12 protein-coding genes are annotated in these 12,980 nt (G+C 72.4%); 6 read left to right on the top strand and 6 right to left on the bottom strand.

What is annotated here, in order from left to right:
- Positions 1 to 34 precede the first annotated feature (34 nt).
- Positions 35 to 196, bottom strand: coding sequence for a hypothetical protein (locus tag I4I78_RS21460; RefSeq protein WP_218613251.1), 162 nt, complete (start codon positions 194 to 196; stop codon positions 35 to 37).
- A gap of 236 nt (positions 197 to 432) precedes the next feature.
- On the opposite strand from I4I78_RS21460, the gene I4I78_RS21465 reads away from it, so the two are divergent.
- Positions 433 to 1,506, top strand: coding sequence for a TerC family protein (locus I4I78_RS21465; protein WP_218613252.1), 1,074 nt, complete (start codon positions 433 to 435; stop codon positions 1,504 to 1,506).
- A gap of 75 nt (positions 1,507 to 1,581) precedes the next feature.
- Positions 1,582 to 2,502 (top strand): zinc-binding dehydrogenase, encoded by a 921-nt coding sequence (locus I4I78_RS21470; protein ID WP_308252275.1) that lies wholly within the window; start codon positions 1,582 to 1,584, stop codon positions 2,500 to 2,502.
- A gap of 32 nt (positions 2,503 to 2,534) precedes the next feature.
- On the opposite strand, the gene I4I78_RS21475 is transcribed toward I4I78_RS21470, so the two are convergent.
- Genes I4I78_RS21475 through I4I78_RS21485 form a run of 3 tightly spaced genes read right to left on the bottom strand, consistent with a single transcriptional unit; the run spans position 2,535 to position 6,107 of the window.
- Positions 2,535 to 4,709 (bottom strand): xanthine dehydrogenase family protein molybdopterin-binding subunit, encoded by a 2,175-nt coding sequence (locus I4I78_RS21475; protein ID WP_218613254.1) that lies wholly within the window; start codon positions 4,707 to 4,709, stop codon positions 2,535 to 2,537.
- Positions 4,706 to 5,668: a xanthine dehydrogenase family protein subunit M gene (locus I4I78_RS21480; RefSeq protein WP_218613255.1), complete on the bottom strand. Its 963-nt coding sequence runs from the start codon at positions 5,666 to 5,668 to the stop codon at positions 4,706 to 4,708. The genes I4I78_RS21475 and I4I78_RS21480 overlap by 4 nt, the downstream gene beginning before the upstream one ends.
- Positions 5,655 to 6,107 (bottom strand): (2Fe-2S)-binding protein, encoded by a 453-nt coding sequence (locus I4I78_RS21485; RefSeq protein WP_218613256.1) that lies wholly within the window; start codon positions 6,105 to 6,107, stop codon positions 5,655 to 5,657. Before I4I78_RS21485 ends, I4I78_RS21480 begins: the two co-directional genes overlap by 14 nt.
- A gap of 235 nt (positions 6,108 to 6,342) precedes the next feature.
- Between I4I78_RS21485 and I4I78_RS21490 the strand changes: the two genes are divergently transcribed.
- Positions 6,343 to 6,939 (top strand): TetR/AcrR family transcriptional regulator, encoded by a 597-nt coding sequence (locus I4I78_RS21490; RefSeq protein WP_218613257.1) that lies wholly within the window; start codon positions 6,343 to 6,345, stop codon positions 6,937 to 6,939.
- Between the two features lie 26 nt (positions 6,940 to 6,965).
- Here I4I78_RS21490 and I4I78_RS21495 read toward each other — a convergent pair whose 3' ends face one another.
- A complete protein-coding gene (locus I4I78_RS21495) occupies positions 6,966 to 8,276 on the bottom strand; it encodes an aspartate aminotransferase family protein (RefSeq protein ID WP_218613258.1) in 1,311 nt (436 codons plus the stop codon).
- 97 nt (positions 8,277 to 8,373) lie between these two features.
- Here I4I78_RS21495 and I4I78_RS21500 point away from each other — a divergent pair, with 97 nt between their 5' ends.
- Positions 8,374 to 9,300, top strand: coding sequence for a LysR substrate-binding domain-containing protein (locus I4I78_RS21500; protein ID WP_218613259.1), 927 nt, complete (start codon positions 8,374 to 8,376; stop codon positions 9,298 to 9,300).
- An 8-nt stretch (positions 9,301 to 9,308) separates the two neighbouring features.
- Here the strand turns inward: I4I78_RS21500 and I4I78_RS21505 are convergent, their stop codons facing one another.
- Positions 9,309 to 11,237, bottom strand: coding sequence for a S9 family peptidase (locus I4I78_RS21505; RefSeq protein WP_218613260.1), 1,929 nt, complete (start codon positions 11,235 to 11,237; stop codon positions 9,309 to 9,311).
- A gap of 289 nt (positions 11,238 to 11,526) precedes the next feature.
- Between I4I78_RS21505 and I4I78_RS21510 the strand changes: the two genes are divergently transcribed.
- Together I4I78_RS21510 and I4I78_RS21515 are read left to right on the top strand one after the other, a co-directional pair.
- Positions 11,527 to 12,486: a LysR family transcriptional regulator gene (locus I4I78_RS21510; protein ID WP_218613261.1), complete on the top strand. Its 960-nt coding sequence runs from the start codon at positions 11,527 to 11,529 to the stop codon at positions 12,484 to 12,486.
- Positions 12,487 to 12,582: 96 nt separating this feature from the next.
- On the top strand, positions 12,583 to 12,980 hold a 398-nt coding region (locus I4I78_RS21515), incomplete at its 3' end, for a Rieske (2Fe-2S) protein (RefSeq protein ID WP_218613262.1).

Raw genomic sequence — 12,980 nt, forward strand, 5'->3', positions numbered from 1 at the left:
CGTGGCCGACCGGGAGACACGCGGGCCGGAGGCGTCAGTCGGTCTCGGAGGCCGCCTCGGAGGCGGCCTCGCGGGCCTGCTCGGCCTCGGTCTCGGTCGGGTAGCTCTCGAACAGGCCGCAGCCGCAGTCGCAGCGCAGGACATAGCCGTCGACCACGTCGCCGTAGGGGACGGTGTAGGGGGCATGGATGCTCACGCGCGGCACCCTCCCAGTCGCGCCGTGCGCAGCGTCCGGGACACGCGGTCGTGACGGACCTGTGACACCCGCGTCGTCGGAGATCGACGGCTCCGGCAGCGGTGACGGTCGTCCCGGTGCAGCCTCGGCTGCCTGACTTATTTGTACGATATGGTGGATTTTGTCCGGTCGGCCCGCTCGGCGCGCTGCGCGACCGGCTGACGCGCATCCCGCCAACCCCCGAAGAAGGAGTCTGCGTGACCGTCCCGTTCTGGGTCTGGGCTGCGACCGTCGGCGGCATCGTCGTCCTCGTCGCCATCGACATCTGGCACGCCCGCTCGCCGCACGAGGTGACGTTCCGCGAGGCGACCCTCTGGTCTGTCATCTACATCGCCGTCGCGGTCGCCTTCGGCATCGGTCTGACGCTGTTCGGCGGGGTGCAGTCCGGGACCGAGTACTTCGCCGGCTACCTGGTGGAGAAGAGTCTCTCGGTCGACAACCTGTTCATCTTCGCGGTGATCCTCGCGCAGTTCGCCGTCCCGAAGCGCCACCAGCAGAAGGTGCTGCTCTGGGGCGTCATCGGGGCCCTGGTGCTGCGGGCGATCTTCATCGCCGTCGGCGCGGCGGTCATCTCGGCCTTCGCGTTCGTCTTCGTGATCTTCGGGCTCTTCCTGATCTACACCGCGTACACGCTGCTGAAGTCGCACGGCAGCGAGCCCAAGGACATGCACGACAACGTGGCGGTGCGGGTCGTCAAGAAGCTGGTGACCGTCCACGAGGAGGACAACAGCCCCGGCGACAAGCACGACGGCCAGCTGACCCGCAAGGTCGACGGCAAGTTCGGCGTCACGCCGCTGTTCATCACCGTCGCGGTGATCCTCTCGGTCGACCTGGTGTTCGCGCTCGACTCGATCCCGGCGATCTTCGGCATCACGCAGAACGCCTACATCGTGTTCACCGCCAACGCGTTCGCGCTGCTCGGCCTGCGGGCGCTGTACTTCCTGCTCGTCGGCCTGCTCGACCGCCTGGTCCACCTCAGCTACGGGCTCGCGTTCATCCTGGCCTTCATCGGGGTGAAGCTGATGCTGCTGTTCTTCCACGAGGAGTTCCCCGAGACCGTCCCCGAGGTCCCGACCTGGCTCTCGCTGGTGGTCATCGTGCTGACCCTCGCGGTGGTCACCGTGACGAGCCTGCGGGCCACCCGCGGCCGGCTGCCTTCCTCCGGCACGACCGGTGCGAGCGAGTCCTCCGACGAGGACCACGAACCGGCCGGCTCGGAGCGCCGCACGTCGGCGAGCCGGGGCGAGGACAGGGGCGACGACTCCCGGTGACCCGGTAGGTGTCGCGGGAGGTGCCGGGGGAGGGGTCCCCCTCATCGCTGCGAGGAGGAGCGGATCGTGCGAGCGGTGAAGGTCGATCACGAGGTGGCGGGCGGGTTCGGCCTCGGCGAGGCCGCGGACCCGGTGCCGGGTCCCGGCGAGGTGCTGGTCCGGGTGGCGGCGTTCTCGGTCAACTTCGGGGAGGTGCACGGCGGCCCCGACGGCCCGGGCACCGGCCGGGTTCCGGGGTCGGAGGCGGCCGGGGTCGTGGAGGCCGCGGCGGCCGACGGGACGGGTCCGGCCGTGGGCTCGCCGGTGGTGACCCTCGGCGCCGACGGGGGATGGGCGCAGCTGCGCGCCGTCCCCTCCGGCCTGGCCGCCCCGCTCCCGGCGGGGACCGATCCCGGGCGGGCCGCCACTGTCGGCGTGGCCGGGACGAGCGCGCTGCGCGCGGTGCGGCGCCTCGGCGACATCGACGGCGAACGCGTCCTGGTCACCGGGGCGACCGGCGGGGTGGGACGGTTCGCGATCCAGCTCGCGCGCCGCTCGGGTGCGCGGCCGGTGGCCGTGACGCGGCGGCCGGAGCGCGACGGTGACGCACTGCGCGCGCTCGGGGCCGAGGAGGTCGTGGCCTCTGCGGAGCAGGTCGAGGGCCCGGTGCGGGGTGTGGTGGACTCCGTCGGCGGGCCGCAGCTGGTCGCGGCGTTCGACCGTCTCTGCGAGCACGGCACCCTGGTCACCGTCGGGCACTCCTCCGGGGACGACGTGGTGTTCCCGTACGGTGCGCTGCTCGGCAGGCCCGGGGCGCACGACCGGTCCCTTGTCACGTTCTTCCTGCTCTCCACGACCGACCTCGCGCCGGACCTGACCTGGCTGGCGACCGAGGTCGACCGCGGGAGCCTGGACCCCGGCATCGCCTGGCGCGGGCCGTGGGACGACATCGCGTCCGCGACCACCGCGTTGCTCGACCGGACGCTGCACGGCAAGGCGGTCGTCGACATCACGTGAGGGGACGCCGTCTGCGCCCCCTCACGTGAGCGCTACTCCGGCAGCAGGTCCTCGATCATGATGGGGATGTGCCGGACGCGGATGCCGGTCGCGTTGTGCACGGCGTTGGCGACCGCCGCGGCCATGCCCACCGTGCCGATCTCGCCCAGCCCCCGTGCCCCCAGGTCGTTGTGCAGGGTGTCCGGGTGCTCGACGAAGTGCACGTCGACGTCGGGGATGTCGGCGTTGACCGGGACCAGGTAGCTCGCCAGGTCGCCGTTCGCGGTCCGTCCGTTCGCCTCGGTCTCGAGGCCCTCGTGCAGCGCGGCCGACACCCCCCAGATCATCCCGCCCATGATCTGGCTGCGGGCCGCCTGCGCGTTGATGATCCGGCCCGCGTCGAACACGCCCAGCATGCGCGACACCCGGACCTCGCGCGTCCACCGGTGCACGCGCACCTCGCAGAACTGGGCACCGAACGAGCTGAACGAGTGCTTGGTCATCTCCTCACCGGCGGCCGAGGACCCGGTCGCGGTGATCGACGGGCGGCCCACGGCGTGCAGCACCTCCCCGAACGTCATCGAGGCGCCGCCGCCCAGCACGCGGCCGTCCGCGTAGGAGACCTCCGCCCCCTCGAACGGCGCGCCCGGCGACGAGGCCAGGGCCAGCAGGTCGTCGATCACCCTCGGCGCGGCGACCATGATGGCCGACCCCGCGCTCGCCGTGGCCGTCGAGCCGCCGGACATGCCGCCCGCCGGGAACGACGAGTCGCCGAGGCGCGGTGTGACCTTCTCCGGCGCGATGTCCAGGGACTCGCCGCCGACCAGGGACAGCACGGTCAGCAGGCCGGTCCCCGGGTCCGCGCCGCTCGTCGCGACCTCGGCCGTGTCGTCGTCGTGCAGCGTGATCCCGACCGTGGCCGGGAACCGCATGGCGGGGAACATCGCGGTGGCCGTGCCGAGGCCGACCAGCCAGTCGCCGTCGGTGCGTCCCTGCGGCGTGCGCTCGGACCAGCCGAAACGCGCCGCGCCGACGCGGAAGCACTCGTCGAGGTGCTTGCTCGACCACTGCAGGTCCCGCCCGGGCGGCGCGGCCGAGTTGTTGCGCTGCCGCAGCTCGATCGGGTCCAGGTCCAGTGCGACCGCCAGCTCGTCGATCGCGCTCTCCAGGGCGAACGACCCGGGTGCCTCGCCCGGGGCGCGCATGAACGTCGTCGGCGGGATGTTCAGCGGCACCATCTTCTGGCTGATGGCCAGGTTGCGGGTGGAGTACCACTCCCGGGAGGTGCCGTGCGAGGTCGGCTCGACGAACGAGCGGTCCATCGGCGTGGCCGACCACGAGTCGTGCCGGATCGCGTTCAGCGTGCCGTTCCGCTCGGCGCCGAGCGAGATCGCCTGGACCGTCGCCGGCCGGTTCGCGGTCGCGGTGAAGACCTGCTCGCGGCTCAGCGCGGTCTTCACCGGGCGGTCCAGGGCCCTGGCCGCGGCCGCGGCCAGGAACGTCGGGATCGACGTCTTGCCCTTGCCGCCGAAGGCCCCGCCGACGAACGGGTTCACCGAGTGCACCGACGCCGGCTCCTCCCGCAGGGCACTGGCCACGTCGGCGGCCTGCAGGTCCGCGCCCTGGGTGCCGCTGTAGACGGTCAGGACGCCGGAGTCCCACACCGCCACCGCGGAGTGCGGTTCCATCGCCGCATGGTTCTGGCCCGCCGTGGCGTAGGTCGCCTCGACGACCACCGGGCTGGCCGCGAGGGCGTCCTCGATGGACTCGACGCCGTCCGCGAGCACGGACAGCGACGGCGGCGACCCGTCCATCGCCGGCGGGGCGTCCTCGGCGGTGGCGAGGCCGTCGCGCAGCGAGGTCAGCGCGGGCAGCGCACGGTAGGAGACCTCGACCAGCATCGCCGCGTCGCGGGCCTGCTCGTAGGTCTCGGCGACCACGAACCCGATCGGCTGTCCGTAGTAGGCGACGTTGCGGTCCTGCATCGGGACCCAGGTCTCGCCCAGGAGCGAGGAGGTCGGGGCGCGCAGCGCCAACGGGTCGAACGGGGAGTACACGGCGAGCACGCCGGGAGCGCTCTTCGCCGCCGTGACGTCCATGGCCTCGATCTCGCCGTGGGCGATCGTGCTGAGCACGACGTAGCCGTGGGCCATGCCCGGGAAGTTGTTGTCCGCCCCGTACGTGGCCCGGCCGGTGACTTTCAGCGGTCCGTCCAGCCGGCTGGTCATGCCCGGCTCCCTTCGGTCAGTTCGAGCAGTGCACGGACCACGGTCCGCTTCATCAGGGAGACCTTGAACGCGTTGTCGGACAACGGCCTGGCTCCCTCGGCCGCAGCCTCGGCCGCGGCTTCGAAGGACGCCTGCGTCGCCGGCGAGCCACGCAGGGCCGCCTCGACCGTCCGCAGCCGCCACGGCACCGACGCCACTCCGCCGACGGCCACCCGGGCGTCGACGACACGGCCGTCCCGGACGTCCAGCGCGACCGCGGCCGAGCACAGCGCGAACTCGTAGGACTGGCGGTCCCGCACCTTGACGTAGGTCGAGTGCGCGGCCCAGTCGAGCCGGGGGACGACGACCTCGGCGACCAGCTCGCCGGGGCGCAGGTCGTTCTCCACCTCGGGGGTGGCGCCGGGCAGCCGGTAGAAGTCCGCCAGTGCGACGGTGCGGGTCCCGTCGGAGCCGACGAGCCGGACCTGCGCGTCGAGGGCGATCAGGGCGACCGCCAGGTCGCTGGCGTGGGTGGCCACGCACGCGTCGCTGGTGCCCAGAACGGCGTGCATCCGGTTTGCACCGGTGATCGCCGAGCAGCCGCTGCCGGGCTCGCGCTTGTTGCAGGGCATGGCGACGTCGCGGAAGTAGGAGCAGCGGGTGCGCTGCAGGAGGTTCCCGCCGATGCTGGCCATGTTCCGCAGCTGCTGCGACGCGCTCTGCAGCAACGCGCGGGAGATCACCGGGTAGATGCCGGGGTGCGCGGCGACGTCGCTCATCCGTTCCAGCGCGCCGATCCGCAGCCCGTCCTGGGTGTCGATGCCGCGCAACGGCAGTGCGTTGATGTCCAGGACGCGGTGCGGCGTCATGACGTCGAGCTTCATCAGGTCGACCAGGGTGGTCCCGCCGGCGAGGAACGCGCCGGGCGAGGCGAGTGCGTCGTCGACGGTCTCGGGTGCGCTGAGCTCAAACTGACGCATCGGTCCGCCTCGCCTGCTCGATCGCCGCCACGATGTTCGGGTAGGCCGCGCAGCGACAGATGTTGCCGGACATGAACTCCCGGACGTCGGTCACGTCCTGCTCGACCGCGGCGACCGCGGACATGAGCTGACCCGACGTGCAGAACCCGCACTGCAGGGCGTCCTGGTCGAGGAACGCCTGCTGGACCGGATGCAGCCGGTCCTCGGTGGACAGCGACTCCACCGTGGTCACCGGCTTCTGCACGGTGGCGGCGAGGGTGAGGCACGAGAGCACGGGCCTGCCGTCGACGTGCACGGTGCAGGCTCCGCACTGGCCCCGGTCGCAGCCCTTCTTCGGGCCGGTGACGCCGAGACGTTCGCGTAGCGTGTCGAGCAGCGTCACGCCGGGATCGACACTCAGCCTCTCCGTGGTGCCGTTGACTTCCAATGAGATGTCCACTGGCTCTCTTCTCCCGCCGGCCGTCCGGTCGGGACGACCCGGCGGATGGGTGTGGTGGTGGCGACGTCGCCGAGTGGGAGGGCCGCCGGGAACGGACTGCCGGTCCGGGCGACTCGCGATCAACGCTAGCGGATTATTATCCGCTTCGCAACGACGGTCGACGCCGCGAGGTGGTCCGGGCCCCGCGGGCATGCATTACCGTGGGTGGCGTCGGAGGCGACCGCCAGGAGGGACGATGACGACCGGATCGGTGAGCCCCCGTCGCGCGGACACCCGTCGCAACCACGACCGCATCCTCGCCGTCGCGGCGGAGTCGCTGAGGACGCCGGGCGGCATCTCGTTCAACGCGATCGCGAAGAAGGCCGAGGTCGGGGTCGGCACGGTGTACCGGCATTTCCCCACGCCCGAAGCGCTCATCCTCGCCGTCTACCAGCTCGAGGTGCGGCACCTGGTCGACGTCGTGCCCAGCCTGCTCGAGGCCTACCAGCCGGAGCAGGCGTTCCGGACGTGGACGACCGACCACCTGGCGCGCTACATGATGACCAAGCGTGGCCTGGCCAGCGCACTGCAGGCGGCGAGCACCGCCCCCGGTGAGCTGCCCGCGAGCGCGTACGACGCGATGCTCGGCGCCATCTCCACACTGCTGCAGGCCAACGTCGACGCCGGGACGGTCTGCGCGGACCTGGACCCGGAGACGGTCCTGCGCGGGCTCGGCGGTCTGTTCTACCTGGACCCGGACGGCGACTGGCGGAGCCAGGCCGAGAGGCTCACCGACCTGCTGTGGCGGGGCATGTACTCCGAGAGCGGCCGGAACCCGGCACCGCCGGGCTGAGAGGGCCTGAGCCGGCCTGACCGGGTCTAGCCGGTCACGTCGGTCAGGGCGGCGTCCAGGATCTCCACGCCGCGGTCGATCTCGGCGTCGGTCGCGGTCAGCGGCGGGGCGATCCGGAACGTGCCGCCCATGCCGGGTAGCTGCACGATGTTCATGTGCAGCCCGAGCTCGGCGCAGCGGCGGGTGGCGGCGGCGCCGAGCTTGTCCGCGTCCCGCCCGCCCGGCTCGTCGACGAGCTCCAGGCCCACCAGCAGGCCGCGCCCCCGGACGTCGCCGATCACCGGGTGCCGCCCGGCGAGCTCGTCGAGCCCGCCGCGCAGCCGTTCGCCCAGCTCGCGGGCGCGGAGGTCGAGGCGGTCGCGGGTCAGCACGTCCAGGACGGTGTTGCCGACGGCGGCCGGGAGCGGGTCGTTGACGTGGGTGGTGAAGAACAGGAACCCGCGGTCGTGGGCCTCCTGCTCGATCTCGGCGCTGGTCAGCACGGCCGCCAGGGGCAGTCCGGCGCCGAGGGTCTTGGACAGCGTCAGGATGTCCGGGACGACGTCGTCGTGCTGGAAGGCGTACCAGTCACCGGTGCGGCACAACCCGGTCTGGGCCTCGTCCAGGATCAGCAGCATGCCCCGGTCGTGGCACTTGTCGCGCAGCGCCGCCAGGTAGCCCGGCGGGAGCTCGACGACACCGCCGGAGCTCAGGATCGGCTCGACCAGGCAGGCCGCGAGGCTGCCGACCGACTGGGCGTCGATCAGGTCGAAACCGAGGTCGAGCTGGCGGCGCCAGTCCAGGTTCCCGTCGGCGTCGACGATGCCGGGACGGAACCGGTCCGGGACCGGCAGCGCGAAGTTGCCCGGGGCGGCGGGCCCGTACCCGCTCCTCCCGGCGACGTAGGTCGCGTTCGCGGCGCCCTGGGTCATGCCGTGCCAGGACCGGGCGAACGAGACGATCTCGTGGCGGCCGGTGACCAGCTTCGCCATCCGCAGGGCGGCCTCGTTCGCCTCGGCGCCGGTGGTCAGCAGCATCGCCTTGTCCAGCGGCGCGGGCAGCGAGCCGGCGAGCCTGCGGGCGAGGTCGAGGACCGGGCGGCTGAGCATCCCGCTGTAGAGGTGGTCGAGCCGGCCGACCTGCTCGCGGACGGTGGCGACGATGTCCGGGTGCGAGTGCCCGAGGATCGCGCTCATCTGCCCGGAGGTGAAGTCGAGCAGCTCGCGACCGTCCTCGGTGAACACCGAGCTGCCCTCGGCGCGCTCGACGATCCCGGGACTGAACGCGCCGTGCCCGGCGTAGCGGACCAGGTGCTGCTCGACGTCGGTGCGGGCGGTGTGGGTGCTGTCCTCCGGCATGGCCCCGACGCTACGAACCGACGACCCGGCGCGTCCATCACACAGTTCCGATGTTTCTGTTCGACATAGCCGTACAGTGCGGCCGTACATTGGCGGTGTGCTCAATCCGTGGCGGCTGCGCCTGCTCGGCCTCCTCGACAGCCTGGGCACCGTCCGCGCGGTGGCCGAGACGCTGCACCTGAGCCCGTCCACGGTGTCCCAGCAGCTCGCCGTGCTCGAGAACGAGACCCACAGCCGGCTCCTGGAACGGTCCGGGCGCCGCCTGCACCTGACCCGCACCGGCCTCGCCCTGGCCCGGCGGGGCCGCGAGATCCTCGACCGGATGGCCGAGGCCGAGGCCGAGCTGCGGGTCCTGAACGACGAGCCGATCGGCTCCGTCCGGCTCGGGGTGTTCCAGAGCGCGATCCACACCCTCGCCGTGCCGGCCGCGGCCCGGCTGGCGGACTCGCACCCGCACCTGCACGTGGAGCTGATCGAGTCCGAGCCGCACGAGAGCGGGCCCGCCCTGCGCACCGGGGAGGTGGACGTGATCGTCACGACCACCGACTACGTCGAGTTCCCGTGGGACCGCGACCTCGAGATCATCCCGCTCGGGACCGACCCGGTGGTGCTGCTGCTCCCGGCGGACCACCCACTCGCCCGGCGGAGGGTGGTGGACCTCGCCGCGTGCGCGGAGGAGACGTGGGCACTGGACCGGCCGGGCTCCTACATGGCCGAGCTGACCCGGCGGCTGTGCCACGAGTCCGGGTTCGAGCCGCGGGTGGCCTGCCGATTCGGCAACTACCTGCTGCTGCTCCAGCACGTCGAGGCCGGCCGGTCGGTCGGGTTGCTGCCCGCGCTGGCCGTCCCGCCCGGGCACGCGGTCGTGACCCGCGAGCTCACCACACCGGTGCACCGCAACGTCGCGATCGTGGTGCGCCGGGGCACCGCCCCGCGTGCGGCGGTGGACGCGGTCGTCGGGGCGCTGCGCGACCACCCGGACATCCCCGCCCTGTCGGCCCCCGGTCCGTCCGCGCACGGCTGAGCGCATCCTCAGCGGCCGCCGACCGGGACCGGGCCCGCGGTGTCCGCGGCGTCGACCGGGTCCTTCGGGCCGCCGTCTCGCCCGCCCAGGTGCCGGGCCAGGAACGCCTCGGCCGCGTGGTACATGTCGATCTGGTTCTCCGGGTTGAGGAACCCGTGCCCCTCGTCGTCCTTGACCATGTACTCGACCTCGACACCGCGCCCGCGCAGCGAGGCGACGATGTTGTCGGACTCGGCCTGCACGACCCGGACGTCGTTCGCGCCCTGCACCACCATCAGCGGCGTGCGGATGTCGTCGACCCGGCTGATCGGCGAGCGGGCCAGCATGTCGGCCTCCTGCGCCGGGTCCGCCGGATCGCCGACGTAGGCGTACCAGTTGTTGGCCATCATGGCCCGCACCGCGGGCGGCATCGTGCGCATGAAGTTCGCCAGGTCCGAGATGCCGCAGTAGTCGATGGACGCGGCGAACACGTCCGGGGTGAACGTGACCGCGACCAGCGCGGCGTAGCCGCCGTAGGAACCGCCGTAGATCCCCACCCGGTCCCGGTCGGCGTAGCCCTGCTCGACGGCCCAGTTCACGGCGTCGATCAGGTCGTCGTGCATGGTGCCGGCGAACTCGCCGATCGCAGCCCTGGTGTGGGCCTTGCCGTAGCCGGTTGAGCCGCGGAAGTTGACCTGCAGCACCGCGTACCCGCGGTTGGCCAGCAACTGGACGGACGGGTCGAACATCCAGATGTCGCGCGCCCACGGGCCGCCGTGCACGTCGAGGACCAGCGGCAACCCGGCCGGCTCGACCCCGACCGGCAACGTCAGGTAGGAGGGAATGCTCAGCCCGTCCCGCGCCGGGATCGTCACCGGCGCCATCGGCGCCATCACCTCGGGATCGAGGCCCGGGTGCGATCGGAACAGCTGCCGGGACTCGCCGGTGGTGTGGTCGTAGAAGAAGGTGACGCCCGGGTCACGGTCGTTGATGAAGGACACGATCCATCGTCGCCCCCCGTCGTCCGACGACACCCCGCCGACGTCGCCAGCGGCGAGCGTCTGCACCTTCTCCAGCACTTCGGCGAAGTGCGGGTCCAGCGTCTGGATCACCTGCCGCTCCCCGAAGTAACGCACCCCGCGCAGCTCGCCCGTGCGCGGATGCGTGATCAGCGAGGGGTAGGGAGGGGGCGCGAGGTCGAAGCTCGGGTGGCTGTCGACCTCGGTCTCCACCCCGGTGGTCAGGTCGAACCGGGCCAGGCGGGTCCGGTCGGTGTCCCGGTTGGAGCTGAACCACAGTCCGGTCCCGTCCGGCGTGAGCTGCAACGGGGAGACGCCCAGCGGGTAGTCGGCCCCGTCGAAGACCACGACCGAACTCAGCTCCCCGGTCGCGTCGTCCCAGCGCGACACCTCGATGTCCCCGTCGGCCGTCAACGACTGGGCGTAGAGCCGGCCGTCGGGCGCGCACAGCCAGAGCATCACCTGCCCGGGGTTCTGCGCCAGCAGCGTGAGCTCACCGGTGGCGATGTCCAGCTCGTGCACGTCGATCTCGCCGACGGCACGCGTGTTGAGCTGCACGATCGCCTTCCCCGGCCGCCCGACGGGCAGCTCGAAGCCCCAGGTGCGCACCCCGGGGAACGGCGTGAGGTCGACGGCGGGCGAACCCGGGTCGTCCAGGTCGATCCGGTAGACGTGCCAGTTCTCGTCGCCGCCGGAGTCCTGCAGATAGATCAGCCAGCGCGGGTCGTCGGTCCAGTGGTAGTCGACGACGCTGCGGGTCTCGTCGGCGGTCACGCAGCGCGCGCCGTCCTCCGAGTCGACGCCGCGCACCCACACGTTGAGGCGGTTGCGCCACGGCGCCAGGTAGGCGATCCGGGTCCCGTCCGGCGAGACCGTCGCGTTCGACCGTGCGGGCGGCCCGAAGAGCTCCTCGACGGTGATGATGTCCGGCAGTGCCATGACGGTCCTCTCCTCGGTGCGTGGGAGGCCCAGCTGACACCCGGCCGTCGCGGCACAGTCAAACGAGCAGCGGTGTGAGGTGCGTCATGGCCGTGGCCCGGCCGCACCCCGGCGACGACGGGGCGGGCACCTGGACCCGCTCCGGACGGGTCGTCGGTCCGGGACGGTCTACGTCGTCCGTCCCGGATCCGTTGCGCGCCCTGGGCCGGAGCCGTCGCGGCACCGATGATGGGGGGACCGGCGCCGGGGAGGCGGTCGGCGCCGGTGAGCCGCAGCGAGAGGTGGGGACGTGCCGAGGTCGAGCGAGGTGGCGCTGGCCAACATCGATCTGAACCTGCTGGTGATCCTGCGCGAGCTGCTGCGCGAGCAGAACGTGACCCGGGCCGCGGAGCGGGTCGGGGTGACCCAGCCCGCGGCCAGTGCCGCGCTCGCCCGGCTGCGGCGGCACTTCGACGACGACCTGCTCGAGCGGACCCGCGGCGGCTTCGTGCTCTCCCCGCTGGGGCAGCGACTGTCCGGGCTGATCGAGCCGCTGTGCCTGGGCCTCGAGCAGCTCTTCGCGCCGGAGCCGGCGTTCCGGCCGGAGGAGTCGCGTCAGGAGTTCACGATCCTGACCACCGACTACGTGCTGGCCGCGTTCGGCGAGCGGCTCTCGCGTGCCCTGCACGCCGCGGCCCCGCACGTCCGGATGCACGTTCGGGTCGCCAAGGGCAGCCTGCCGACGGACCTGGTGGAGACGCTGCGCGCGATGGACGGGATCGTCTCGGCGCCGAAGGCCGAGTTCAAGGCCGAGGACATCCGGGGGCTGGAGCTGTTCCGCGACCGGTGGGTGTGCGTGGTCGACGCGGACAACCCGGTGGGCGGTCACCTCGAGCTCGCCGACCTCGAACGGATGCCCTGGGTGATCCCCAACCATCCCGACGGCGGTTATCCGGCCAGCTCCCCGCTGGGGCCGCTGCTGGCCCGGCTCACCACCGCGCCGCGGGTCGCGGTGCGGGTGGAGAGCTACAACTCCACGCCGTGGTTCGTGGCCGGCACCGACCGGGTCGCGGTCATCCAGCGCCGGCTGGTGGGCAGCTTCGCCGACCGCTCCGACCTGCGGATCCTGGAGTGCCCGGGGGACCCGCCGCCGATCGTCGAGACGTTCTGGTGGCACCGCCGCCGGACCGACGACGTGGCCCACACCTGGCTGCGCACCATCCTGGCCGGGGCGTCGGAGCCGCTGCGCGGGGACGGCGTCGGGGTGTAGCGGGGCCTCGGCCCACCCGGGTCATAGACCCGGTCGATACCCCGCATCCGAACTGTTTCTTTCAGTTCCCGGTGACCTCCGACCTACCGTCGGAGGATGCGGATCGTGGTGGCAAAGGTCGACGACTTCGCGCCGGGGGACCGGCGGATCGTCACGCGCGGACGGCGCTCGATCGGGGTCTTCCGGGTCGGGGACCGCTTCTTCGCGGTGAACAACCACTGCCCGCACCTGGGTGGGCCGCTGTGCGAGGGCCGGACCCAGGCCCAGGTCCGCTCCGACGGGCCCGGCCGCTACACCGTCGCCGACGAGCACACGATGATCGCCTGCCCCTGGCACGGCTGGGAGTACGACCTGGAGACCGGCCAGTCGTTCCTCGGTCCCGGCGAGCCCCCGGCCCGGACCTACGAGGTCTGCGTCGGACCGGCCGGGGACGACGAGGCCGGCGCCCCGGGCGAGGCGGTCCGGCGCGGCCCGGGCGGACGCCGTCCCGGCCC

Origin of the sequence: Pseudonocardia sp. KRD291 (assembly GCF_019263595.1) — a bacterium.
In the GTDB taxonomy this organism is placed as follows: domain Bacteria; phylum Actinomycetota; class Actinomycetes; order Mycobacteriales; family Pseudonocardiaceae; genus Pseudonocardia.

Excerpts from the sequence above, each read along its gene's own strand:
- I4I78_RS21475 (WP_218613254.1), bottom strand. The coding sequence starts at position 4,709 with ATGACCAGCCGGCTGGACGGACCGCTGAAAGTCACCGGCCGGGCCACG.
- I4I78_RS21495 (WP_218613258.1), bottom strand. The coding sequence starts at position 8,276 with ATGCCGGAGGACAGCACCCACACCGCCCGCACCGACGTCGAGCAGCAC.
- I4I78_RS21505 (WP_218613260.1), bottom strand. The coding sequence starts at position 11,237 with ATGGCACTGCCGGACATCATCACCGTCGAGGAGCTCTTCGGGCCGCCC.
- I4I78_RS21480 (WP_218613255.1), bottom strand. The coding sequence starts at position 5,668 with ATGCGTCAGTTTGAGCTCAGCGCACCCGAGACCGTCGACGACGCACTC.
- I4I78_RS21490 (WP_218613257.1), top strand. The coding sequence starts at position 6,343 with ATGACGACCGGATCGGTGAGCCCCCGTCGCGCGGACACCCGTCGCAAC.